Source organism: Curvibacter sp. APW13, assembly GCF_032337135.1.
GTDB lineage: Bacteria > Pseudomonadota > Gammaproteobacteria > Burkholderiales > Burkholderiaceae_C > Allorhodoferax.
In genome coordinates, this window is the sequence record NZ_JAVXZZ010000006.1 from 78,287 (window position 1) to 101,887 (window position 23,601).

General features: G+C 66.9%; 23 protein-coding genes and 1 riboswitch. Of the genes, 18 read left to right on the top strand and 5 right to left on the bottom strand.

The window, feature by feature from the left end; translation table 11 throughout:
- Nucleotides 1-55: 55 nt before the first annotated feature.
- The 3 genes from RQP54_RS18900 (at nt 56) to RQP54_RS18910 (ending at nt 2,527) form a co-directional block, all read left to right on the top strand.
- A complete protein-coding gene (locus RQP54_RS18900; protein ID WP_315680052.1) occupies nt 56-826 on the top strand; it encodes a hypothetical protein in 771 nt (256 codons plus the stop codon).
- A 33-nt stretch (nt 827-859) separates the two neighbouring features.
- Nucleotides 860-1,636: a substrate-binding periplasmic protein gene (locus tag RQP54_RS18905; RefSeq protein ID WP_315680053.1), complete on the top strand. Its 777-nt coding sequence runs from the start codon at nt 860-862 to the stop codon at nt 1,634-1,636.
- Between the two features lie 84 nt (nt 1,637-1,720).
- A complete protein-coding gene (locus RQP54_RS18910; protein ID WP_315680054.1) occupies nt 1,721-2,527 on the top strand; it encodes an alpha/beta hydrolase in 807 nt (268 codons plus the stop codon).
- A gap of 63 nt (nt 2,528-2,590) precedes the next feature.
- On the opposite strand, the gene RQP54_RS18915 is transcribed toward RQP54_RS18910, so the two are convergent.
- The gene (locus tag RQP54_RS18915) at nt 2,591-3,532 is read right to left on the bottom strand and encodes a carbohydrate porin (RefSeq protein WP_315680056.1); all 942 of its coding nucleotides are present in this window, start codon (nt 3,530-3,532) and stop codon (nt 2,591-2,593) included.
- Nucleotides 3,533-3,903: 371 nt separating this feature from the next.
- On the opposite strand from RQP54_RS18915, the gene RQP54_RS18920 reads away from it, so the two are divergent.
- From RQP54_RS18920 to RQP54_RS18950, 7 genes are all read left to right on the top strand, one after another.
- A complete protein-coding gene (locus RQP54_RS18920; RefSeq protein ID WP_315680059.1) occupies nt 3,904-4,620 on the top strand; it encodes a hypothetical protein in 717 nt (238 codons plus the stop codon).
- A gap of 112 nt (nt 4,621-4,732) precedes the next feature.
- Nucleotides 4,733-5,215: a Spy/CpxP family protein refolding chaperone gene (locus RQP54_RS18925; RefSeq protein WP_315680061.1), complete on the top strand. Its 483-nt coding sequence runs from the start codon at nt 4,733-4,735 to the stop codon at nt 5,213-5,215.
- Nucleotides 5,216-5,221: 6 nt separating this feature from the next.
- Entirely contained in the window at nt 5,222-5,509 is a 288-nt protein-coding gene (locus RQP54_RS18930) for a hypothetical protein (RefSeq protein WP_315680062.1), read from the top strand.
- 8 nt (nt 5,510-5,517) lie between these two features.
- A complete protein-coding gene (locus RQP54_RS18935) occupies nt 5,518-6,207 on the top strand; it encodes a response regulator transcription factor (protein ID WP_315680064.1) in 690 nt (229 codons plus the stop codon).
- On the top strand, nt 6,204-7,622 hold the full coding sequence (locus RQP54_RS18940) for a HAMP domain-containing sensor histidine kinase (RefSeq protein WP_315680065.1): 1,419 nt from the start codon (nt 6,204-6,206) through the stop codon (nt 7,620-7,622). Before RQP54_RS18935 ends, RQP54_RS18940 begins: the two co-directional genes overlap by 4 nt.
- Nucleotides 7,623-7,705: 83 nt before the next feature.
- Nucleotides 7,706-8,740 (top strand): histone deacetylase family protein, encoded by a 1,035-nt coding sequence (locus RQP54_RS18945; protein ID WP_315680067.1) that lies wholly within the window; start codon nt 7,706-7,708, stop codon nt 8,738-8,740.
- A gap of 106 nt (nt 8,741-8,846) precedes the next feature.
- Nucleotides 8,847-10,397, top strand: a complete 1,551-nt coding sequence (locus RQP54_RS18950) for a HAMP domain-containing sensor histidine kinase (RefSeq protein ID WP_315680068.1) — start codon at nt 8,847-8,849, stop codon at nt 10,395-10,397.
- Here the strand turns inward: RQP54_RS18950 and RQP54_RS18955 are convergent.
- From RQP54_RS18955 to RQP54_RS18970, 4 genes are all read right to left on the bottom strand, one after another.
- Nucleotides 10,363-11,568: an MFS transporter gene (locus RQP54_RS18955; RefSeq protein ID WP_315680070.1), complete on the bottom strand. Its 1,206-nt coding sequence runs from the start codon at nt 11,566-11,568 to the stop codon at nt 10,363-10,365. The genes RQP54_RS18950 and RQP54_RS18955 overlap by 35 nt on opposite strands.
- Nucleotides 11,569-11,577: 9 nt before the next feature.
- Complete coding sequence (locus RQP54_RS18960; protein WP_315680072.1) at nt 11,578-12,429, bottom strand: HAD-IIB family hydrolase; 852 nt, start codon at nt 12,427-12,429, stop codon at nt 11,578-11,580.
- Complete coding sequence (locus tag RQP54_RS18965; protein ID WP_315680074.1) at nt 12,426-14,057, bottom strand: peptide chain release factor 3; 1,632 nt, start codon at nt 14,055-14,057, stop codon at nt 12,426-12,428. The genes RQP54_RS18960 and RQP54_RS18965 overlap by 4 nt, the downstream gene beginning before the upstream one ends.
- 67 nt (nt 14,058-14,124) lie before the next feature.
- The gene (locus RQP54_RS18970) at nt 14,125-14,835 is read right to left on the bottom strand and encodes a hypothetical protein (protein WP_315680076.1); all 711 of its coding nucleotides are present in this window, start codon (nt 14,833-14,835) and stop codon (nt 14,125-14,127) included.
- On the opposite strand from RQP54_RS18970, the gene RQP54_RS18975 reads away from it, so the two are divergent.
- From RQP54_RS18975 to RQP54_RS19010, 8 genes are all read left to right on the top strand, one after another.
- The gene (locus RQP54_RS18975) at nt 14,834-15,223 is read left to right on the top strand and encodes a hypothetical protein (protein ID WP_315680077.1); all 390 of its coding nucleotides are present in this window, start codon (nt 14,834-14,836) and stop codon (nt 15,221-15,223) included. The genes RQP54_RS18970 and RQP54_RS18975 overlap by 2 nt on opposite strands.
- A 46-nt stretch (nt 15,224-15,269) precedes the next feature.
- Nucleotides 15,270-15,344, top strand: a riboswitch (S-adenosyl-L-homocysteine riboswitch).
- A 77-nt stretch (nt 15,345-15,421) separates the two neighbouring features.
- Entirely contained in the window at nt 15,422-16,873 is a 1,452-nt protein-coding gene (gene ahcY, locus RQP54_RS18980) for an adenosylhomocysteinase (RefSeq protein ID WP_315680078.1), read from the top strand.
- 30 nt (nt 16,874-16,903) lie between these two features.
- A complete protein-coding gene (locus tag RQP54_RS18985; RefSeq protein ID WP_315680079.1) occupies nt 16,904-17,890 on the top strand; it encodes a TlyA family RNA methyltransferase in 987 nt (328 codons plus the stop codon).
- Nucleotides 17,891-17,901: 11 nt separating this feature from the next.
- Nucleotides 17,902-18,744 carry a methylenetetrahydrofolate reductase [NAD(P)H] gene (gene metF, locus RQP54_RS18990; protein WP_315680080.1) on the top strand — a complete coding sequence of 281 codons (843 nt, stop codon included), beginning with the start codon at nt 17,902-17,904 and terminating at the stop codon, nt 18,742-18,744.
- 106 nt (nt 18,745-18,850) lie between these two features.
- On the top strand, nt 18,851-20,239 hold the full coding sequence (locus RQP54_RS18995) for a TolC family protein (protein WP_315680082.1): 1,389 nt from the start codon (nt 18,851-18,853) through the stop codon (nt 20,237-20,239).
- Nucleotides 20,240-20,241: 2 nt separating this feature from the next.
- Nucleotides 20,242-21,225, top strand: coding sequence for an HlyD family secretion protein (locus tag RQP54_RS19000; protein ID WP_315680084.1), 984 nt, complete (start codon nt 20,242-20,244; stop codon nt 21,223-21,225).
- 21 nt (nt 21,226-21,246) lie between these two features.
- Complete coding sequence (locus tag RQP54_RS19005; protein WP_409997590.1) at nt 21,247-22,467, top strand: ABC transporter permease; 1,221 nt, start codon at nt 21,247-21,249, stop codon at nt 22,465-22,467.
- The gene (locus RQP54_RS19010) at nt 22,468-23,589 is read left to right on the top strand and encodes an ABC transporter permease (protein WP_315680086.1); all 1,122 of its coding nucleotides are present in this window, start codon (nt 22,468-22,470) and stop codon (nt 23,587-23,589) included. It abuts the gene before it with no gap.
- The last annotated feature ends 12 nt before the right edge of the window (nt 23,590-23,601 follow it).

A 23,601-nucleotide genomic window follows, 5' to 3' on the forward strand; every position in this document is an offset into this window, starting at 1 on the left:
CCTTGCAGAAGCAGCCCGGTTGAAGCGACGTAGTCGGCGGCGTACACTGGCGCACATGACCAGAATGACAGCGTTGGAGGGCCTTTTCCACCGGGTGTGGAAGCCCCGTGTGGCGAGCGGCATGGTGCTGATGCTTGCCTGTGTTGGGGCCCATGCGCAGTCGTTGCCGACACCTGGCCACGGCACTCCGTTGCGCCTGGTCAGCATTCTCGCCCTTGACCGGCCCGTCATGGTGCAGGAGAAGCTGCTGCTGGATGTGCTGTTCAGCCGTGCCGGCGTGGGGTACACCCTGGAAACCGTCCCAGCCGAGCGCGCCTTGGTGGACTTTCGCAATGGCACCTACGACGGTGACGTCAACCGCATTGCCACGTTTAGCCAGAGCCACCCAGAGGCCGTCCGCGTGGACCCGCATGTCCAGAGTGCTTTCTTCTATGCGGTCGGTGTGGCACAGGGGCCGCTGCCCGCGGGCTGGAGCGACCTGACTCCCTACCGCGTTGCCTATGTGCGGGGCTTCAAGGGCATAGAGATCCGCACCGCCGGTGTGGCCCACCGCGAGGTGGCCAACAGCGACGAGTCCTGCCTGCGCATGGCCCAGGCGCGACGGGTGGACTGGTGTGTGTTGCCGGCCGACAGGAAGAACGAATGGCCCATGCGCAGCGACTTTGGCGCAGAGTTGACCGGGGCTTTGCTGGACGCGGTCAAGGTGCACATCTGGCTGGGCCCGCAGCACCGGGAGTTGGCGCAGACCTTGTCCCGGACCCTGCGCGATCTGGAGCGCAGTGGTTCGCTGGGGCGCATCATGGGGACATTCCGGCAGGCCGACTAGGTCGGTGGTTGCAAGAAGGCAATGGGGTTCAGTATGAAGACGCGCAATTTCCTGAAGTTCGTACCCGCGCAGCGGGCGTTTTCTGGCATGGTCCTGCTCGTTGGGAGCGTGGGGCTGGCAAACAGCGCGTCTGCCGGCGATGAGGCTCCCGTTACCCTGCACTACGTGCAGCGGCCACCCTACATGGTTGCGGCGGAGGAGGGCTTGACGGGGCTGACCGGCGGGCCGTCTTACCAGGCGTTCAAGAAAGCGGGCGTGCCGGTGGTGGTGAAGGAAACCCCTTTCGCGCGCCAGTTGAACTACGTCGAGATGAACATCGGGCAGGATTGCATGATCGGCATGTACAAGACCGCTGAGCGCCAGAAGTTCGCCAAGTACAGCCAGCCGATCTACCAGAGCCAGCCGCATGTGCTGCTGACGTCGGCGGCCAGTGCATCGCGCCTGGCTGCACACGCCACGCTGGAGTCGGTGTACGGGGACCAGAGTCTGGTCTTGCTGGTGAAGCTGGGCTACTCCTACGGTGCCGCCATGGATGCCCTGATCGAGAAATACCAGCCCAAGCGCCAGACAACCACGGATGAGAACCTGGCCATGCTGCGCCAGATCAAGCAGGGTATGGCGGACTACATGCTCATCGCCCCGGAAGAGGCCCAGGGTGCCATCGAAGCGGCTGGATTCAAACCTGCCGATTTCCGTCAGTTCAAACCCCGGAACATGCCCCCAGGCGATTACCGGCACCTGATGTGCAGCAAGAATGTGCCGGATACGGTGATGCAGAAACTCAATGCTGCCATCCGTTTCAACAAGTAGCCACGTGGCGTACCGCCGCTGCCTTGTTGGGCGGGTCGGCCGATCGGGCGGCGGTGCGCCCGAACCATTCACAGGGAGCCAGCCATGCAGGTGCTGAACCGCAGGACGGTCTTGGCCTTGCTGGCGCTGGGGGCGGCGACTCCAGCGCTGGCGCAGGAGGGCACAGGGGCGACCCGCATTGGGGTGGTGCTGATGCATGGCAAGGGTGGTTCACCCACCGGGCTGGTGGCCGAACTGGCCACCTACCTGGTAGCCCAGGGCATGCGGGTGCGCAACCTGGAAATGCCTTGGTCGCAGCGCCGCCAGTACGACGCTTCACCTGAGCAGGCGCAGCAGCAGGTGGCCCAGGCGCTGGCGGAATTGCGCGCGCAGGGAGCGCAACGCGTGGTGCTGGTGGGGCACAGCCAAGGGGCCGTGTTCGCCCTGCATCTGGCGGCGCAGCTGCCGGTGGATGGTGTGGTGGCCATTGCCCCGGGTGGCAACACCGCAACCGAACTGTACGGGCAGAAGCTGGGGGCCTACCTCGACAAGGCACGCACCCTGGTGGCTGCCGGGCAGGGGGCCGAGATCGGCGGGTTCGCGGACTACGAGGGCAGCAAGGGGCTGTCCACGGTCCAGACCCGCGCTGACTGGTACGCTGCCTGGTTCGACCCGCAAGGCGCCATGGCGCAGGAGCGGGCCTTGCGTGCGGTGCCAGCGACCGTGCCGGTGCTGTACCTGGCGCCCACGGGCGATTACCCGGCGTTGCGGCGCGCCAACCCCGCGCTGTTTGCCCTGCTTCCACCCAACGCCCGTTCGCGCTTCGAGCAGCCCGATGCGAGCCACATGCAAGCCCCTACCGCTGCACGCGAACGCATTGCCCAATGGCTGCTGGACGCCGGAGCGCCATGAAAAAAGAGGTGGTCCCCTGGCAGGAACCACCCCATCAATTTCCTTGGAGTTGAAAGGCAGCGATCAGAAGTCGTAGTGCAGGCGCACGCGGAATGCAGTCTCTTCTTTGTTGGTGTTGGCCACGCTGTCGGCGGCCTTCGATACCGACACCGCCGGGGTAATGGTGGCGCCCTTGATGCCGAACAGGGGCATGCTGTAGGACACGTAGCCCGTCTGCACGCGGGTGTCACCGCCGGTGGCATCATTCTTGGCACTGATGGCACCGACCGACAGTCCACCCACGGCGACGGTGAGCGCATAGGCGCTCTGGGTGTCGTCGATGGTGGCGTCCTGCTTGCCTTGCGCGTAGTTGCCGGTGAGCTTGAAGGCGCCGAAGTCGTAGCCGACGGTCAGGCCAAAGCCACTGACCTTGTTACCGGAGTTGTATTCGCCCTGCTCCAGGCCCAGCTTGGCGGCCAGGGGGCCGGAGGTGTAGGACAGCACCGGGCGCAGGCCGCGGGCGGTGGCGCCGCTGAGGTTGGTGGTGGTGGTCGAAATCAGTCCGAGTTCGAAGGCCAGGCCCGAGCCCAGGTTGAACGTGGTGGCAGCGTGGAACACGTCGCTGGCCTTGCGTCCGCGCAGGGTGTTGGCGCCGTAGACGGTGCCAGCATGGTTGACCAGCGTGTCACCCGCCAGCGGGAACAGGTCCGCGGCTTCGAAGCGGCCGAGTTTCACGTCCGTGGACGCATTGCCCAGTTGGATCCACATGTCGTCGGTGGCAACGGTGCCATCCTTCTTGGACAGGAAGGTTGCGCGCCCTGCCACAAAGGCGTCGGCGCCGGCCTTGTTGGCCACGTTCAGTTCCAGGCGACCAGACTGGGTCAAGCCCTTGTCGGCAGCTGCCACATAGGTGCCATCGCGGCTGGTGTTGTCGAGTTCGATGTTGGCATCGATGGCGGGCGCGGCAAAGGCGCTGCCGCACAGGCACAAAACGGCGGCTGTGCTGGCGCGCACGGCGAATGTCATACGGTGATTCATTTCAGAGGTCCATCCAGTGTTAGGTTCGTAGTGGCCAGCGAGTCGCGCACTCGTTGGTCGTTGTTATTCGCCCTTGCAAGAACACCGGAATTGTTGTGACGCGGCCGTGTCCGTGGACGCCACCGGGGGTAAACACCGAGCCCGATTACGTTACCTGTCGGTAACGCGGAATCGGGCTTCGTCGCCTGAGGCGAGGGCGCCTTGTCGATATGCCAGGCGCGGCGTTACCAACAAGTTGTCGGTGATTGCCGTTGGAGTTACACCACGTAACGACTCACCAGTGGTAACAATTGCGGGGCTGCCAAGTGCCGCCACAGCGCCTACACTTGCGGCCCATTGCCGAAGTGTTGGAGTAAGCCATGTCCCGTCCACTACTCACCACGCGCCAGATGGCGCTTCCGCTGGCCCTGGGGCTGGCCATGCCCATGATGTCCGTTGCACAGACAGCGAACACTCCGTCTGGCACCACAACCACCACCAGCCCTTCAAACTCCACCGCCAACGACCGCCTGGCGGCCAGCTACGCTACCTGGGCCGGTTCCACTGCCAATGCCCGGTCGCTGGTGAATGGCCTGAGCACGGGCAGCACCGTCAGCCTCAGCGGCAGTACCGGCAGCACCAGCTTCAGCCCGAGTACCGGCAAGATGGGGGTGGGCGAGACCGGCATTGCACTGTCGCTGGCCAAGGCTTCGCTGGCCAAGCAGGGCATCACCAACCCGACCCCGGCACAGATCTCGGCAGCGCTGAACGGCGGCACGGTCACCGTCGGCACCAAGACCACCACCCTCAATGGCGTGCTGTCGCAGCGTGCTTCGGGCATGGGTTGGGGGCAGGTCGCCCACGCCAACGGCGTCAAGCTCGGCGCCGTGGTGAGTGCCAGCAAGACCGACAAGTCCAAGGCCGCAGAGGCTGGCCACAAGGACCACCGCAAGGAAGGCCGCCACGACAAGGAGTCGCGCGGCCACGAGTCCCACGGCAAGCAGTCCGACCACGAGCGTGGCGGTGGGCGCGAAGGCCACGGCGGTGGCCATGAGGGGCATGGCGGTGGCGACCACGGCGGCGGTGGCAAGAAGTAGGCCCTGAAATAAAACGAAACAAAGCGATACCGGCCCGACACCCGGTAACGGCACCCGCTGGGCACCATCACGGTCATGTTCCACCACTCCACCGGAGTACAGAAAGACCGCCATGTCCCACTTCTTCAAACGCCACCTCAAGCGCACCCTGCTCGGCCTGTTCGGCGTCACGCTCGTCGTCGGTAGCCTCTCGGCCTGCGGCCACCGCCAGCACGAATATGGCGCGCAACTCAGCGCCGAGGAATACGCCCAGAAACGCGACAAGGTCGTCGACAAGGTGGCCAGCCGCCTGGACCTCAACGAAGACCAGAAAAAGCGCCTGGCCGTGCTGGGTGACAAGCTGTACGAGCAGCGCACCGCGCTCATCGGCCAGACCAAAGACCCGCGTGCCGAGATGAAGGCCCTGGTATCCGGCGACAAGTTCGACGCCGCCCGCGCCCAGGCCCTCATCAACGACAAGACTGCCGCACTCAATGCCAAGAGCCCCGAAGTAGTGGCCGCGCTGGCTGACTTCTACAACAGCCTCAACGCCAGCCAGCAGCAGAAGGTGCGTGACTACCTGGAAGGCCGTGGCCGCTGGTTCCACTGGGGCTGATGCACCATGCCTGCAGCCGACGTGACACCCGCGCTGCGCGACTTGCGCCAGCAGTTGCCGCGGCTCGTCGCCCACACCGACGAGCCGCATGCCGAAGCCCTGGCCCTGGTGTGGGGCTCGCGCTTCGACCAGGACCATGCCCGCTCCCTGGCCGGCAGCGCGGGGCTGTCGTTGCCACCGCTGGAGCAGGCCGCGCGCGAGTTCGATGTCCTGCCGGGCGCAGCACAGCAGCGTCTGCGCGCACTCATCCTGCGCCACCACCGGTGGTGGGAGAATGCGGCAACGCTCCATTGAATTGCTGCATGCACCGCATCCTCCTGATTGACGACGACGCCGAGCTCGGGCCACCCCTGGCGGCCTATTTCGCGCGTTTCGACATGACGCTGGAGCACGCGCTGCGCCCCAGTGCCGGGCTGGCGCGCCTGCAGCAGGGCGGCATCGACTGCGCTATATTGGATGTGATGCTGCCCGAGATGGACGGCTTTGCCCTGTGCCGCGCCATCCGCAAGGAAAGCGACCTGCCCATCCTCATGCTCACCGCCCGCGGCGACGTGATGGACCGCGTGGTGGGGCTGGAGCTGGGCGCCGACGACTACGTGCCCAAGCCCTTCGAGCCGCGCGAGCTGGTGGCCCGGGTGCAGACCGTGCTGCGCCGCAAGGCCCCGGCCACCGCCCCCACTTCTGATCCGAACGTGCTGACCTTCGATGGCCTTGAAATCAATACCGCCACCCGCACCGTACTGCGCCAGGGCCAGGCGGTGGAGCTGACCAGCACCGAATTCGACCTCTTGCTGCTGCTGGCGCGCGCCCCCGGCAAGGTGTTCAGCCGCGACGACATCCTGAACCAGCTGCGCGGCGTGGAGGCGGACCTGTACACCCGCGCCGTGGACATCGTGGTGAGCCGCCTGCGCAAGAAACTGGAGCCGCTGGACGCCATCAAGACCCTGCGCAATGCGGGCTACACCCTGGCCTTGCAGGGAGCGAAGGGATGAGAAAGCGACACATGAGCGCCGACGGGCCGCCCCTAGGCGCGAGGGACCCCTTGGGGGGCAGTGCACCACGCGAAGCGGGAAACGTGGGGGCTCCGTTGCGCTGGCACCGGCGCGCACGCCACGCGCTGGCCTACTCGCTGCGCCTGCGCCTGGTGGGCCTGTTTCTGCTGCTGGCCCTGGCCATGACGGCTACCTTCGTGGGTGGCATGCAGTACGCGCTGGGCATCGGTTGGCGTGACGCCGCGCGTCCCTTGGTCATGGACTACGTGGACAAGCTCGCGGCCGAGATCGGCACCCCGCCGGACGTGGCGCGGGCCCAGGCCATCGTGCAGCGCCTGCCGGTGAGCGTGCGCATCAGCGGCCCCACCGTGAACTGGCGCAGCCACCCCGACGACTACGACTACGACCCCACGCGCTGGGAGCGGCCGGGCGACCCGGCCCGGCTGGCCAGCGAGCCACCGCGCATCTTCGAGCGCACCACGGCCGACGGCCACCGCATCCGCTTTGCGCTCAAGGTCCAGGTCTGGCACGACAAGCCCCGGCTCATCGGCTGGTTCACGCTGGGCGGCATGCTGCTGCTGACCGGCCTGGCCTATGCCCGCGTGCGGCGCATGTTGCGCCCACTGGAAGACATCCGCGCCGGGGCCCAGCGCTTCGGCAGTGGCGACTTTGCCCAGCCCATTCCCGTGCGCCACGCCCACCGGCCCGACGAGCTGGGCGTGCTGGCCGGCACCATCAACACCATGGGCGCCGACATCCACCACATGCTGGAGGCCAAGCGCGCGCTCTTACTGGCCATCAGCCACGAACTGCGCAGCCCGCTCACCCGCGCGCGCCTGAACACCGAGCTGCTGCCCGAAACAGAGGACGTAGCCCCCAGCCGCGAAGCCCTGCTGCGCGACCTGGCCCTGATGCGCGACCTGGTGATTGATCTGCTGGAAAGCGAACGCCTGGCCACCCCGCACACCGCCCTGCACCGCGAGCCCTGCGACCTGGTGGCGCTGGTGCACGAGGTGGTGCACCAGCTGCCCGGCCAACCCGTGGTGGAACTGGTGTGCGATGCGGTACCTACCGCGCAGCTGGACCCCACCCGCATGCGCCTGCTGGTGCGCAACCTGCTCGACAACGCCCTGCGCCACACCCCCGCCACCGCCCAAGCCCCCGTGCTGCACCTGCAAAGCCTGGGCGGCCACCTGCGTTTGCGCGTGCGCGACCACGGCCCCGGCGTTGCCCCCGAGCAGCTGCCCCACCTGGGCCAACCCTTCTACCGTTCTGAGGCCGCCCGCACCCGCGAAGGCGGCGGCGTCGGCCTGGGGCTGTACCTGTGCCGCCTGGTGGCCCAGGCCCATGGCGGAACCTTCACCGTGCACAACGCCCAGCCAGGGTTGGAAGTGGTGGTGGAGATTCCGCTGTAAGCCCAGTACAGTTGCTACTGAATTTCTAGCTGACTACACATATTCCGTGCGGGCTAGAAGCCAATTTGACCAATGAAACTGCCATGAAAACCTACTACAACCACCTGCACGCCCAGCACCAGGGCAAGGTCGAGATGTTTCGGGGCGCGCTGGTTCCCTGCTTCGAGGTACCGGCCCGGGCCGACCACGTGCTGGCCGAGCTGCAGCGCCGCCCCTTGGGGCCGGTGTTGGCTCCCACCCCGTGGGACGAGGCCTTGCTGGAACAGGTGCACAGCCCGCGCTATCTGCACTTCCTGCGCACGGCCTGGGCGCAGTGGGTGGCGCTGGACCCCGCCAATGCGGACAAGGACATCTTGCCCTCGGTGTGGCCCACGCGTACCTTCCGAAGCGACATCGAGCCCGACAACTTTGCGGCCAAGGTGGGGCTGTATTCCTACGACGCGGGCACGCCGTTCACGGCCGGCACCTGGGCGGCGGCGCGCGAAGGTGCCCTGTGTGCGCTGAGCGCGGCGCACGCAGTGCTGGATGGCGACGCCTCGGCCTTTGCGCTGAGCCGCCCGCCCGGCCACCACGCGGGCGCCGACTTCTTTGGCGGCTACTGCTTCCTCAACAACGCGGCACTCGCTGCCCAGCACCTGCGCAATGGGGGCTGCCGGAAGGTGGCGGTGCTGGACATCGACTACCACCACGGCAACGGAACCCAGGCCATTTTTTATGATCGCCCCGACGTGTTCTTCGCCAGCATCCATGGTGACCCGCGCACCGAGTACCCGTTCTACCTGGGCCATGCGGACGAAACCGGCACGGGCGCGGGCCTGGGGGCCAACCTGAACCTGCCATTGCCGCGCGGCACGGGCTACACCGCCTGGGCCCAGGCGCTGGAGGTGGCGCTCACGGCCATTGGCCGCTTCGGGGCCGATGCGCTGGTGGTGTCCCTGGGCATGGATACCTTTGCGGGCGACCCGATCTCGGGCTTCCAGCTGCACAGCGATGACTACCTGCGCGTGGGCCAGCGCCTGCGCCAGGCGGGCCTGCCCACGGTGCTGGTGTTCGAGGGCGGGTATGCGGTGGCCGAGGTGGGGGTGAACGCGGTGAATGTGCTCTCGGCCTGGGGCTGAAAAGCACTGGATCATTTGAAATGTGCGGGCTACACTGCAAGCCCGGCTGGCGCCAGGGTGTGCGAGGTAGGAACGGCGCTGGCCACACGCAACGACAAGGATTCGGATGGATCTTCAGCGCAGCAGCACAGCAGCAAGTACCGGAGGTCGGCATGGCCGAGATGAGCGGCGCGTGGCCTGGTGGGCGCGCTCGGTGCGCGTGCAGTTGGCTGTGTTGCTGATGGCGGTGGTCACCGCACTGACCGGAACCATCGGTCTGTGGTCCTTCAACCAGGCGCAGGTGCGCCTGAAGGAAAACCGGGCACAGTTCGAACACGAATTGACCCAGCAGCTTGCCCGCCCCATGGCCAGTGCCATGTGGAATTTTGACCGCACTGCCGCCGCCGCCCTGATGGACACCCGGCTGGGACCGGTGGTGTATGCCATCAAGGCCTTTGATGTGCGCGGCGAACTGTGGCTGTCTCGCGAACTCACGGGCGAGGACGTGCCCGACCGTGGCGAGGTCTTTGAGATCACGCTCCCGACCGTCGAGGGGATGGAAGTCGGGCGCCTGGAAGTGCTGTGGTCGGCTGCGTCGCTGGAGCGGGCCGTGCAGCAGACCCTGGTGATCCTGGTGGTGCAGGTGCTGCTGCTCAACGCGTTCCTGTTGGTGGTGTTCTGGTTCGGCGTGGACCGGCTGGTGTTCCGCCGTGTGCGGGCGTTGCAGCAGGTGCTGGACCATGCGGCCAGCCGCGAGGCCGCCGAAGACATCGTGGCGTTCCCGGTGGTGGCGCAGGACGAGTTCGGTGCGCTCACGCAGAGCATCAACACCATTACCACGCGGCTGCGCGATGAACTCGAGGCGGGGCAGGAGTCCGAAGAAGAGGCGCGCGAAGCATTGACGAGTCTGCAAAACGCCCAGGAAGGCTTGGTCCGTGCCGAGAAGATGGCGGCCCTGGGCTCGCTGGTGGCGGGGGTGGCGCACGAGCTCAATACCCCGATCGGCAACATCGTTGTGGTGGCCAGCACGCAACAGGATCGGGTTGCCCAGTTCGCCCAGGACGCAGCGGCCAACAAGCTCACCCGCAGGGGCCTGGAAGAGTTCGTGACGCAGACGCGCGAAGGGGCCGACCTGGTATTCCACAACGCCACCCGGGCGGCCGAACTGATCCAGAGCTTCAAGCAGGTGGCCGTGGACCAGACCAGCGAACGCCTGCGCAGCTTTGACCTGGCGACCCAGATCGGCGAGGTGCTGAGTGTGACCTCACCGGTGTTCGGCAAGAAGAAGGTGGCCATCCGCCGCAATCTCATGGGTGGCATCCTCATGCATACCTACCCCGGCCCGCTGGGACAGGTGCTGACCAACCTGCTGACCAATGCGGTGTTCCATGGTCTGGAAGACCAGCCCGCGGGCATCATCACGGTGAGCTGCAGCGATCGCAAGGGTTGGGCCATCATCGAGGTGGAGGACAACGGTTGTGGCATGCCCCCGGAGGTGCTGGGGCGCATCTTCGACCCCTTCTTCACCACCAAGCTCGGGCGTGGCGGCACCGGCCTGGGGCTGCACATCTGCCACAACATCGTCTACGGGCCGCTACGCGGTCGGCTGCGGGTGAAGAGCGTCGTGGGTCAGGGCACCACGTTCACCATCGAGATTCCGTGCCAGATCCAGGGCTAGCCCGTAGCAGCGCCGCCAGCCCCACGGCGGCCACGCCGATGAGCACGGCCGGGAAGCCCAGCCGCGGTGACCAGTCCAGCAGGGCGCCCGACACGCTCGACGCCACCAGCCCGCCCAGGGTGTAGGTCAGCACCAGCACCGCGGTGCTGTTCACCAGGGTGATGCCCTTTTCGCGGGCCCCGATGTCGATCATGGCCATGGTGTACAGCGTGCCGCCGGCACCGCCCCACAGGAACACCAGCGGCCAGGCCAGCCAGACGGTGTGGGCCACGAAGGGCATGGTGCAAGTGGCCACGAGCGTGACCGCGGCGAACAAGCGCATCAGGGTGTGGCGCCCCTGCACCGGGTCGCGGAAGCGGTCGGCCACCATGCCGGCGGGCATCATGATCAGCACGCCCCCGATGCCGCTGGCCGACACCAGCAGCGCCGCCTGCTCCGGGCGCAGGCCCAGCTCCAGCCCATACAGCGGCAGGATGCCGGTGACCCCGGTCTCGAAAAAGCCGCCGACGAACCCGGCCAGCATGATGATGGGGTGCGCCACCAGCGCCTGCCACAGGCCACGCCAGCCGGTGCTGGCGGTGTGGCTGTCGTGGGCGGCAGGCAGGGGCGGTATCAGCGCCGTCCAGGCCAGGCCCAGCGCCGACAGGCCCATGGCCCACCACAGGGTGCTGGCGCTCTGCGGCCCGGCCCACACCAGGGCCGCGGGCCCGGCGATGAAGGTCGCGCTCACCAGGGTCTGGAAGAAACCCACGTAGCGGCCGCGCTGCTGTGGTGGGCAGAACTCGGCAATCAGCGCCTCGGCCAACACCCAGCGCAGCGCCATGGCCAGGCCGGAGAGGAAGTTCAGCGCAAACCACAAAGGCAGGCTGTGGAAGAAGCCATAGCCGAACGCCGCTGCGGTGATGACGGCGCTGGAGGCCCACATGGCGGGCCGCTGGCCCAGACGGCGCACGATGGTGGAGGCAAACGGCGTGAGCAGGAAGATGCCCAGCCAGCCTGCCGCCGAGAACAGCCCGGCCAGGGTGCTGGAGACGTTGTCGCCCTTCATGCGCAGCAGCAGCAGGGGCATGAGCATGAAATGGGCCACCAGGGCGAAGAAGGTGGAGCCGAAGATGGCGGTCAGGCCCCGGCTGGCGTGGGCCGGCAGGGGTGGGGTGGTGGTCGCAGCCATGGCGCTGCCTCAACGTGCCTGCAGGATCGCCTGCGCCATCTGCGCAAAGCCGGTGCCGCGTTCCGCCGGGGTGATGTAGCGCGGCAGGTCGGTCAGGCTGGAAGCACAGCGGGCAATGTTGGCCACGCCCACGCTGTGGCGGAAGTGCCGGAACATCACCTGGTCGTTGCCCGAATCGCCGATGAACACCCAGCGGTCCAGCTCATCGGCCAGCTCCCTGCGCATCAGGGTGCGCAGGATCCACTGTGCGCCAGTCCATTTGTCGAAGTGGCCGAAGCAGCCGTGGATGTGGATGCTGCTCACCGAGGTTTCCATGCCGCTCTCGTGCAGGATGGCCAGGACCTGCTGCACGGTCTCGGGCGGCAGCTGCGCGTACTCGGCGTAGTCAAAGGCCAGGTCGGTCTCCCGCCCGCCGCCGTCGCGAGACAGGCCCACGCCGGGCAGTTCGCGCAGCACACGCTGCGCCACTTGCTGCATGGCGGCGGCATTGGCTGCGCGTGTGGCGGCATCGAGTTGGTATAGTTTTGATAGCGGCTCACGCAGTTTTTCTGCGGGCTCTGGCCTGATTTGGCCTTGAACATCGGCAGACAGGCTGCGCACGAAGGCGACGCCACCGTTTTCCGCCACCATGGCCGGCACCGGCCAGGGCTCCTGGCTGAGGCCGTCCATGAAGCGCTGGCACCAGCCGATGGGGCGCCCCGTGACCGGGATCACCACCACCCCGGCCGCGTGCAGGTCGTGCAGTGCCTGCAAGGCGTCGGGCGTGATGCTGCCCTCGGAGGTCAGGGTGTCGTCGATGTCGGTGAACACACCGACGATGCCGCGCCGCTCCGCCAGCGGCCAGTCGGACAGCGGTTTCAAGACGCGCTCTGCAAGGCCAGCCCGGCGTGCTCGCGCAGCGGGTGGAAATGGATCTTGGGGAAGCGCTCCTGCGCCAGGCGCACGTCGTAGGGGCTGGTGCAGAGGTAGGCCAGGGTGTCGGCGGCGTCCTTGGCCATGCGCAGCGGGTAGGCGTTGACGAACTCGCGCAGGTCTTCCGGCTTGTCGGCCGTGATCCAGCGAGCGCCGGTGTACTGGCAGCCCTCCAGGCGGATGTCGGCGTCGTACTCGGCCTTGAGGCGGTGCTGCACCACCTCGAACTGCAGCTGGCCCACGGCGCCTAGCAGCATGTTGCCACCGGCTTCGGGCTTGAACACCTGGATCGCACCCTCCTCGCCGAGCTGGGCCAGGCCCTGCTGCAGCTGCTTGGTGCGCAGCGGGTTCTTCAGCACCACGGTCATGAACATTTCCGGGGCGAAGAAGGGCAGACCGGTGTAGAGGCGGTTGACGCTGCCGTCGGTGATGGTGTCGCCCAGCTGCACGCCGCCGTGCGTGGTGAAGCCGATGATGTCACCGGCATAGGCCTCGTCCACGGCCTCGCGGCGCTGGCTCATGAAGGTGACCACACTGGTGGGGCGCAGTTCCTTGGCGGTGCGCATGACCTTGAGCTTCATGCCCGGGGTGTACTTGCCCGAGGCCACGCGCACGAAGGCAATGCGGTCACGGTGGTTGGCGTCCATGTTGGCCTGCACCTTGAACACCACGCCGGAGAACGCCTCGTCGTCGGGCTGCACTTCGGTGACGACCGGCTGGCGGTTCACCACCGCGGTGCTGGTGCGGCTCTTGGGGCTGGGGGCCAGGTCCACCAGGGCGTCGAGCACTTCCATCACACCGAAGTTGTTCACGCCGGAGCCGAAGAATACGGGGGTCTGCTTGCCGGCCAGGAAGGCCTCGCGGTCGAAGGCGGGCGAGGCCCCGGTGGCCAGCTCCATGCCGTCGATGGCGGCGTCATAGTTGCTGCCGAAGCGGGCCTTGAGCACCTCGGTATCGGCCAGGCGGATGTGCTCGAACTCCTGCGGGCGGCGTTCGCTGCCGGCTTCGAACACCGACATGGTCTGGGTGTGCAGGTTGATGATGCCGCCAAAACTCTTGCCCTGGCCCACGGGCCAGGTCATGGGCACGCAGGGCATGCCCAGCTCGCGCTCGACCTCGTCCAGGATGTCGAGCGGGTCGCGCACCTCGCGGTCCATCTTGTTGACGAAGGTGATGATGGGGGTGTCGCGCTGGCGGCAGACCTCGATCAGGCGCCGGGTCTGGCTTTCCACACCGTTGGCGGCGTCGATCACCATCAGGGCCGAGTCCACGGCGGTCAGCACGCGGTAGGTGTCTTCGGAGAAGTCCTTGTGGCCGGGCGTGTCGAGCAGGTTCACCACGTGGTCGCGGTAGCTCATCTGCATCACGCTGGACGCCACCGAGATGCCGCGCTGCTTCTCGATCTCCATCCAGTCCGAGGTGGCGTGGCGGCTGGCCTTGCGCGCCTTCACCGAGCCCGCGATCTGGATCGCGCCCGAGAACAGCAGCAGCTTCTCGGTCAGCGTCGTCTTACCGGCGTCCGGGTGGGAAATGATGGCAAAGGTGCGGCGGCGGCGGGTTTCCGCAGTGAAGGTCATGGAGTCGGGGGGAGTCTGGAGGGGGAAAGCCGCGATTTTACGCGGCGGCGTCATCGGCGCGGCGCTCTCAGCCGCGGGGCCGGCTCGCGTAGCGCCGGATGGCTTGCAGCGAATAGCGCGACGCGTGCGCGATCTGGCTGCTCTCGTAGCGGTGCGCTGCGCCCACCGGACAGGCCTGCCGCGCCGGGCACCCCAGCGCACACGGCGACCCGTCCTGCAGGCGTTGTGATTGGCAGGCCTGGAAGTCCATGGGGCCTTCCGATAGCGCCTTGCCCCGGCAGGCCGAGACACAGGCTCTGGTTGTGCAGGTGGGGCAGGGGTGTCCCAGATCCTCGCGCGGCGAAGGGGGCAGGGCGGTGTCCGTCAGGATGGCGGCCCGGTAGGCAAACCAGCTGCCCCAATGGGAATCAACCCCGACCATGAAGGGGGACGGGTGGTGCCAACCGGCCAGTTGCCCCAGGCGTTGCAGGCCCACATGCTGGCCCGGTCGCAAGCCCTCCGGGTAGACAAAGCGGGCACGCGCGCCAGGCAGGGCCTGTGCCAGCCAGCGCTGGACGGTACGCACGGAGTAGGCGTCGATGGGGTGTTCCTCGCTGCCCCCTTCGGCCTGCACGCGCTCCCACAGGCGTCGGCCCGCATGCCCAAACAGGAGCAGCTGCCTTTCATGGGCGGCGGGTGCCATGGGCGCCAGCAACTCCGGTGGCAAGTCGGCCAGCGCGAAGACATGCTGGCGGTTGAGGCCAGCGTCATCGAGGAGGTCCTGCAGGGGAAGAGGCATGCGACCCATTGTACGAACCAGTGACCGGTGTATTCTTGTCGGCATGTTCGAACACCGCACCAAGCCGCTGCTGCATCCGCACCTGTTCGCGTGGCGCGTACTGCGGCATCTGGGAATCGCCTTGCTGATGCTGGGGGTTTCGCTGGCCATCGGCATGGCCGGCTACATGGTCTTCGAGGCGTTGCCGCTCGTCGATGCTTTTCTCAATGCCGCCATGTTGCTGGGGGGTATGGGGCCGGTACACCTGCCAAAAACCGACGCGGGCAAGGTGTTTGCAGGCAGCTACGCCCTGTATGCAGGCCTGATTTTCCTGGTCAGTGTCGCGGTGTTCCTCTCGCCGCTGGTGCACCGCGCCTTCCACCAATTCCACCTCGAAGGCAAGGACTGAGCGGGCCGGTGCTGGCCGGGAACGGGTGAATCCGTATAATCCCACCCCATCCGAGGAGCGTTGCAGCATCGTCAACCGATGCGAGGCTCGGATCTTCACCCCGCAACGACGCTCACCCACGGTTCTGTGTGGTGAGGCTTTTCCCCAAAAGTGCTGGCCCCGAAACGTGGTTCATTCAAATCTGTTTTGGAGTAAACCATGAGCGCACTCAAACCTGCCAGCAAGAACGAAGACTACAAGATCGCCGACCTGAGCCTGGCGCCCTGGGGCCGCAAGGAGCTGACCATTGCCGAGACCGAAATGCCCGGTCTGATGGCCATCCGCGAAGAATTTTCCAAGAGCAAGCCGCTGAAGGGCGCACGCATTGCCGGCTCGCTGCACATGACCATCCAGACCGGTGTGCTGGTCGAGACCCTGCAGGCACTGGGTGCCGAAGTGCGCTGGGCGTCCTGCAACATCTTCTCCACCCAGGACCACGCCGCCGCCGCCCTGGTGGCCCAGGGCACCCCGGTGTTCGCCCACAAGGGTGAGACCCTGGACGAGTACTGGGACTTCACTCACCGCATCTTCGAATTCGGCGGCAAGAAGGGTACTGCCGGCGAAGGCCCCAACATGATCCTCGACGACGGTGGTGACGCCACGCTGCTGATGCACCTGGGTGCCAAGGCCGAGAAGGACATCAAGGTGCTGGCCAAGCCCGGCAGCGAAGAAGAGATCTGCCTGTTCAACGCCATCAAGGCCAAGCTCAAGGTCGACCCGACCTGGTACAGCCGCCGCCTGAAGAACATCATCGGTGTGACCGAAGAAACCACCACCGGCGTGATGCGCCTGGAGGAAATGTCGGCCAAGGGCTCCCTCGCCTTCCGCGCCATCAACGTCAATGACTCGGTGACCAAGAGCAAGTTCGACAACCTGTACGGCTGCCGTGAATCGCTGGTAGATGCGATCAAGCGCGCCACCGACGTGATGGTGGCTGGCAAGATCGCCCTGGTGGCCGGTTACGGCGACGTGGGCAAGGGCTCGGCCCAGGCCCTGCGCGCACTGTCGGCACAGGTGTGGGTGACCGAGATCGACCCCATCAATGCGCTGCAGGCCGCCATGGAAGGCTACAAGGTCGTGACCATGGAGTACGCCGCCGACAAGGCAGACATCTTCGTGACCGCCACCGGCAACAAGAACGTGATCACCTACAAGCACATGGACGCGATGAAGGACCAGGCCATCGTCTGCAACATCGGTCACTTCGACAACGAGATCGACGTCGCTTCGCTGGAAAAGCTGAAGTGGGAAGAGATCAAGCCCCAGGTCGACCACGTGATCTTCCCCAAGAAGGGCAAGAAGGCCGAAAAGCGCATCATCCTGCTGGCCAAGGGCCGTCTGGTGAACCTGGGTTGCGGCACGGGTCACCCCAGCTTCGTCATGTCGTCGAGCTTTGCCAACCAGACGATCGCCCAGATCGAGCTGTTCACCAAGCCCAAGGAATACAAGAACGGCAAGGTCTATGTGCTGCCCAAGCACCTGGACGAGAAGGTTGCACGCCTGCACCTCAAGAAGGTCGGCGCCATGCTGACCGAACTGAGCGACGAGCAAGCCGCCTACATCGGCGTGAACAAGGCCGGCCCGTACAAGAAGGCCACCTACCGCTACTGAGCGGTACGCCGTTCCAGAAAGTGAGAGTCGATGCGCGCTGACGTATTCCTGGTAGATGCCGGCTTGGCTACCACCCGTTCCCAGGCCCAGCGCCTGATCGGCGCGGGGGTGGAGTGGCGGCTGTTCGATTCAGCGCCGTGGACCAAGGTGGTCAAGAATGGCGATGACATTCCCACCGGTGCTGAAGTGCGCCTGCTCGATGACGCCGAGGCGCGCTACGTGTCGCGTGGCGGGCTCAAGCTCGAAGGGGCGCTGAAGCAGGCCGGTGTGGCGGTGTCCGGCCGCCAGTGCCTGGACGTCGGCCAGTCCACCGGAGGCTTCACGCATTGCCTGCTGGGCCAGGGAGCCTCCCTGGTGGTTGGTGTCGACGTCGGGCACGACCAGGTGCACGCGCTGGTGCGCGACGACCCGCGGGTGGTGTGCCTCGAAGGCATCAATGCCCGCGCCCTGACGCCTGAGGTGCTGACCCATGCGTGGGAAGCTGCGTGGAGCGATGTCGTCGAGGAGGATGACGATGACCGCGAACCCGAGGCTCCCTATGCCTGGATGCGCAACGGTGGCGTGGTCGAGGACGACTACGACGACAGCGATGACGTCAAGGACGAGGACGTGGACAACTTCGAGTCCGACCGCGCAGCGCAGGCCGAGGCCCGTGCGGCCGAAGGCCCCCGCCTGCAGCGCAGGCCGGAATTCGAGGGGCGCCCAGTGTCCCCTACGTTCGAGCTCATCGTGGGCGACCTGTCCTTCATTTCCCTGACCCTGGTGCTGCCCGCACTGGTGCCCCTGCTGGCGCGTGGCGGCGACCTGCTGCTGCTGGTCAAGCCCCAGTTCGAACTGCAGCCGGCCCAGGTCGGCAAGGGCGGCATCGTGCGCGACCCGGCCCTCTATGCGGTGGTCGAGCAGCGCCTGCGCGACGCCTGCGCGGCATTGGGCCTGCAGGTGCGGGCCTGGTTCGACTCGCCCATCGCGGGCGGCGACGGCAACCGCGAGTTCTTCATCCACGCAACCCTTTCCTGAGAAAGCCCTCCATGGCCGATTCGCGTTTTCCCATCAGTCTGGAATTCTTTCCGCCCAAGACCCCCGAGGGGGCCGAAAAACTGCGCGTGGTGCGCAGCAAACTCTACGCCCTGCGACCCGAGTTCTGCTCCGTGACCTTCGGTGCTGGCGGTTCCACCCAGGCCGGTACCTTCTCTGCCGTGTCGGAAATCCTCTCCGAAGGCGTACAGGCAGCTTCGCACTTCTCCTGCGTCGGAGCCACCAAGGCCACGGTGCGTGCGCAGCTGGCAGAGCTCAAGGCCATGGGCGTGAAGCGCCTGGTGGCCCTGCGTGGTGACCTGCCTAGCGGCTACGGCCTGGGGGGCGAGTTCCAGTACGCCAGTGACCTGGTGGCCTTCATCCGTGCCGAGACCGGGGACGACTTCCACATCGAAGTGGCGGCCTACCCCGAGGTGCATCCGCAGGCCAAATCCCCCGCCAGCGACCTGCAGGCCTTTGCCACCAAGGTGCGTGCCGGTGCCAACTCGGCCATTACCCAGTACTTCTACAACGCCGATGCCTACTTCCGCTTTGTCGAAGAAGTCGACGCACTGGGGCTGACGGTGCCCGTGGTACCGGGCATCATGCCCATCACCAGCTCGACCCAGCTGATGCGCTTTTCGGATGCCTGCGGTGCCGAGATCCCGCGCTGGATCCGCCTGCGCCTGCAGAGCTACGGTGATGACGTCGAATCCATCAAGGCCTTTGGCCTGGACGTGGTGACCAGCCTGTGCGAGCAGCTGCGCGCCGGGGGCGCTCCGGCGATCCACTTCTACACCATGAACCAGAGCGTGGCCACCCTGGCTTTGTGCGAGCGGCTGGGATTGTCTGCTTGACGATGGGCGCCTTCGCGCGCCCATAATGCGCCCCTACCTTGCGTGGGCAAGGGTGCGCGGAACGGGGATGATGGCAATGGTTCAGCCTTGGAAACAGGGACTCTGCATGGCGCTGCTCGCAGCGGGCGTGGGTGCGTTTGCGCAGGCGACCCCAGGTACCGGTCAGGCGATGGACTTCTCTGCGGCCTGGTCGCATCTGGTGGCCCACTCGGGCAAGCTGGCGGCCGCCCACGCGGCCTTGCGCGGTAAGCAGTTGCAAGGCGAGGGCCTGCAGGGGCTGGGCGGGCCGTCGGTGGCGGTATCCGGCGCCAGCTACGCCTACAACGCCAACCTCACCGTGGACCTGGACCCGGTCAACCAGCGGCTGCTGCAGGCCGGCCAAGCGCTGCAGGCCCCCCTGGCCGGTCTGCCCGTGCCGGCGCCATCGTTTCCCAGCCTGCCGTCAAGCTACACCTACAACCAGCATGGCACCGGCAACACGGCGTCGCTGTCGCTGATGTGGCCACTCTATATGGGTGGCGCCACCGATGCCGCGCGTGCCCTGGTGTCGGCCCAGGCCGACGAGGCCCTGGCCGACACGCGCAAGACCAGCCATGAACTGATGACGGTGCTGGTGCAGCGCTATTTCGGCGCCCAGCTCGCAGCCCGGGCGGCCAGCCTGCGCCAAGCCGCCTACAGCAACGTGCAGGAGCACGACCGCGCGGTCGAGAAGATGCTGGCCGCAGGGGTGGTGTCGCGCGTGGAGCGGTTGCAGGCCCGTGCCGCGCTTGAAGACGCGCACCGCAATGCACTCAAGGCCCAGGACGATGCCGAACTCACGGCCATTGCCCTGGCACGCACCGTGGGCGCGCCCGGCGCCGTCACGCCGCAATCGCCCCTCTTTGTCTGGAGTCGGCCGGTGCAGCCCATGGCGTATTTTCTGGAAGCTGCCTTGCAGAACCATCCGGGTCTGGCCAAGGTGGCGGCAAAAAAGGCCCAGGCCGAGAGCCTGCATGCGGGGGAAGAGGGCTTGCGCCGCCCCCAGCTGTTTGCCTTCGGTCAGCACGCGCTGACGACCGGCAACCCCGATTGGGTACTCGGTGTCGGTGCCCGCTGGACCTTGTATGACTCCGTGGACCGCGACAAGATGGCCGCTGCCTCACTGCAGCAGGTGGCACAGGCCGAGCATACCGACGCCCAGGCGCGCAACGACATTGCCCTGCTGGTCGAGCGCAACTGGCGCTTGGTGGAGCAGGCCCGGCGCCAGTTCTTCAGTCTGCAGCCGGGTGCTGACGTGGCCGACGAGGTGCTGCGCCTGCGCAAGGCCGGGTTGCGCGAAGGCACCAGCACGGCCGTGGACCTGATGGATGCCGAGATGTACGTGGTCAAGGTGCAGACCGAGCGTGCCCAGGCCGCCTACGAATACGTGATGGCGCTGGCCAACCTGCTCGAAGGCTGTGGGCTGTCAGAAGAATTCGCTGCCTATATGGCGGGTGCAGACGTAAAGGTGGAATGACGATGCAGATCAAGTCCGTGGCCGTGGGTGCGGCAGCGCTGGCCCTGGTCGGGTTTCTGGGGCTTGGCCTGTGGCGTGCCTCCCAACCCGCACCCGATGTGTTCCAGGGGCAGATGGAAGCGCGTGAGACCGACGTGGCCGCCAAGGTACCCGGCCGCATTGCTGCCTTGCTGGTCAAGGAAGGTGATGTGGTCCAGGTGGGTACCCCCCTGATGCGCATGGACAGCCCCGAAGTCAACGCCAAGCTGGCCCAGGCCACTGCGGCGCAGGAAGCGGCCCAGGCGGTGGCGGCCAAGGCCCAGGCCGGTGCCCGGCCGCAGGAAGTGGAAATGGCGCGCATGAACTGGCAGCGCGCGGTGGCGGCAGCGGAATTGGCCCAGGTGTCGTTCCAGCGCGTCGAGAATCTTGCCAAGGAAGGCCTCGTACCGGCCCAGAAGCGCGACGAGGCTGAAGCCAACTACAAGGCCTCGCGTGACGCGGCCGCAGCCGCCAAGGCCCAGTACGACATGGCCCGCACCGGGGCACGGGCCGAAGACAAGGCCGCCGCCGCCGCCCAGGCGCGCCAGGTGCGGGGCGTGGTGGCCGAAGTCGAGGCGGCCAAGGCCGAAACCGAGCTGCGCAGCCCCGTGGCCGGTGAAGTGGCCAAGGTGCTGGCCAAGGCCGGCGAACTGTCCCCGCAAGGCGTGGCGCTGGTCAGCGTGGTGGACCTGAAGGACCAGTGGGTGGTGATCAACGTGCGCGAAGACCGCCTGCAACGCTTTGCGCTGGGGGCTGAGTTCGACGCCACCGTGCCGGCGCTGCGCGACAACGGTGTGCCGAGGGTGGTGCGCTTCAAGGTGTTCTACAGCGCGGCGCTGCCCGACTTTGCGACCTGGCGTGCCACGCGTGGCAGCCAGGGCTTTGACGCACGGACCTTCGAGGTCCGCGCGCGGCCATTGGCACCGATTGCCGATGCACGTCCGGGCATGAGCGTACTGGTGCAGTAGCAGTTGCGCTGCTTGTTTTTCGTGCCAATAAAGCCTCCAGCCCGCGAATACACTGCGCAGGCAGCTATTGTTTCGGTAGCGACTGCGGCGCGGCGCGAACGCGGCTTGTTGCTTTCCAGACCCTGGGATCTGGCGCTGATCACCTGGGTGCCTGCGCTGGCCTGCCTGCTGCTGTGGTGGATCTTTTCGGCCGGCTTGCCGACCCGGCTGCCGATCGGCCTGCTGGATGATGACCACTCGGCGCTTTCGCGCCAGCTGACCCGCTTCCTGGAGGCCTCGCCGGGCCTGAGCGTGGCGGTGCGCTACGCCGATGCAGCGCAAGCGGAGCGCGGCCTGCGCAGTGCCGAGGTCTATGCCGTGGTGCGCATTCCGGGCGACTTTGCCCGAACCATCAAGCAGGGGCGTGCGGCCCAGGTCACGCTGCTGCACAACGCCCAGCTTGGAACCCATTCGGGCCTGATCCAGCGTGACGTGCGCACCGTGGTCGGCACCCTGTCGGCCGGTATCGAGATGGCGGCACGCAACAAGCGCGGCGAGCCGGCGCAGACCGTGCGTGTGAGCATGGAGCCGGTGCGTACCGGCATGGTGACGCTGTTCAACGCCTCGCTGGACTACGAGCAGTTCCTGGCGGCAGCCCTGTTGCCGGCGCTGCTGCACATTGCCGCCATGACCGCGGGTGCCTGGGGAGTGGGGCGTGAACTGCGTGACCGCAGCGTGGACCAGTGGCTGGGGTCGCATCCCGATTTTTTGCAGGTGCTGGCAGGTCTGGCCGGCAAGCTGCTGTGGCCCTGGCTGGGCCTGGGTCTGGTGGCGACTGCGGCCTTGGTCGGCATCACTTGGGGGCGCGGCTGGCATCCCGCCGGTTCCGTGGCCTGGACCTGCCTGGCCTTGTGGGTCTTTCTGGCACTGTCGCTGGGCATGGGGGCGCTCGCGGCGGGGGCGACCCGGTCCTTGCGCACGGCCCTGTCTGCCACAGGGTTCATCACGGCGCCGGCGTTCGCGTTCGGCGGCGTCGGCTTTCCGATCCAGTCCATGCCCTGGGGGGCGCAGCTGTGGGCCCAGGCGCTGCCGTTTACCCATTACATCCGGCTGCAGATGGAACAGTTGCAGATGGGCGCGCCACTGGCGGTGTCGCTGGCGACGCCGCTGTGGATGTTCGTGGCGGCCATGGTGTTGCTGCTGGGCAGTGCGGCAGCCCTGCGGCGCGCCGCCGTTCAGCCCGCAAGCTGGGGGAAGCGCTGAATGCGCGCGTTCGCCCGCGCCCTGCGTGCGACCCTGCTGGCGGTGTGGGCCGACAAGGGCGTGCTGCTGTTGCTGGCCATCGCGCCGGTGCTGTACGGCTTCTTCTACCCCTGGCCCTACATGGAGCAGGCAGTGACCCGTGTTCCCGTGGCCGTGGTTGACCTGGACCACAGCAGCCTGTCGCGCCAGATCACCCGCTTTGCCAGCGCTAGCCCGCGCCTCGACGTGCGCTGGGTGGGGGCGGACCTGCAGGAGGCGCAGCGTGCCCTGTGGGCGGGCGAAATCGAGGGGTTTGCCATCCTGCCGCCGGATCTCAAGCGCCATGTGCTGCGCGGGCAGTCTGCCGTGGTGACGGTCGAGGGCGATGGCGCCTATGCCCTGCTCAACAAGGCGGTGCTGTACGGTTTTGCCGAAGCGGTAGGAACGGTGTCCGCCGGGGTGGAGATCAGGAAACTGCAGGCGGCCGGCCAGGGTGCACGTCAGGCCGCAGCCAGCCGCAGCCCCGTGGGCACGCTGCTTGTGCCGCTGTTCAATCCGACCGAAGGCTATGGCAGCTACGTGGTGCCTGCCGTGGCCCTGCTGATCCTGCAGCAGACCTTGCTGATGGGCGCGGCCATGCTGGTCGGCACCTGGGCGGAAACGGGGCAGCAGCGGGCCAGGCCGGCCGAATGGATCGGGCGCGTCGTGGCGCTGTCGGTGGTGGGGTGTCTGGCAGGATTGTTCTACTTTGGCTGGGAGTTCACGCTGCAGGACTTCCCGCGCGGCGGCAACCCGCTGGGGGCCTTGCTGTTGCTGGCGTGCTACATGCCGGCAGTGGCCTGCCTGGGGTGTCTGCTGGGTCTCTGGTTCCGCGATCGCGAGCGCTCCATGCAGGTGCTGCTGCTGACTTCCCTGCCCATGGCCTTCCTGTCTGGCTTCTCCTGGCCTGCGGAAGCATTGCCCGGACCCTTGCAGGTGCTGCGCTGGCTGGTGCCCAGCACCGCGGGCATCCAGGCCTCGTTGCGGCTCAACCAGATGGGCGCCCCCGTGGCCGATGTGCTGGCACCATTGGGTGCGCTGGCCGCACTGACACTGGTTGTGGGGGGCGCGGTACTCTGGGCAGGGCGCCTGCGCAAGTCCTGAGACCCGTCGGCG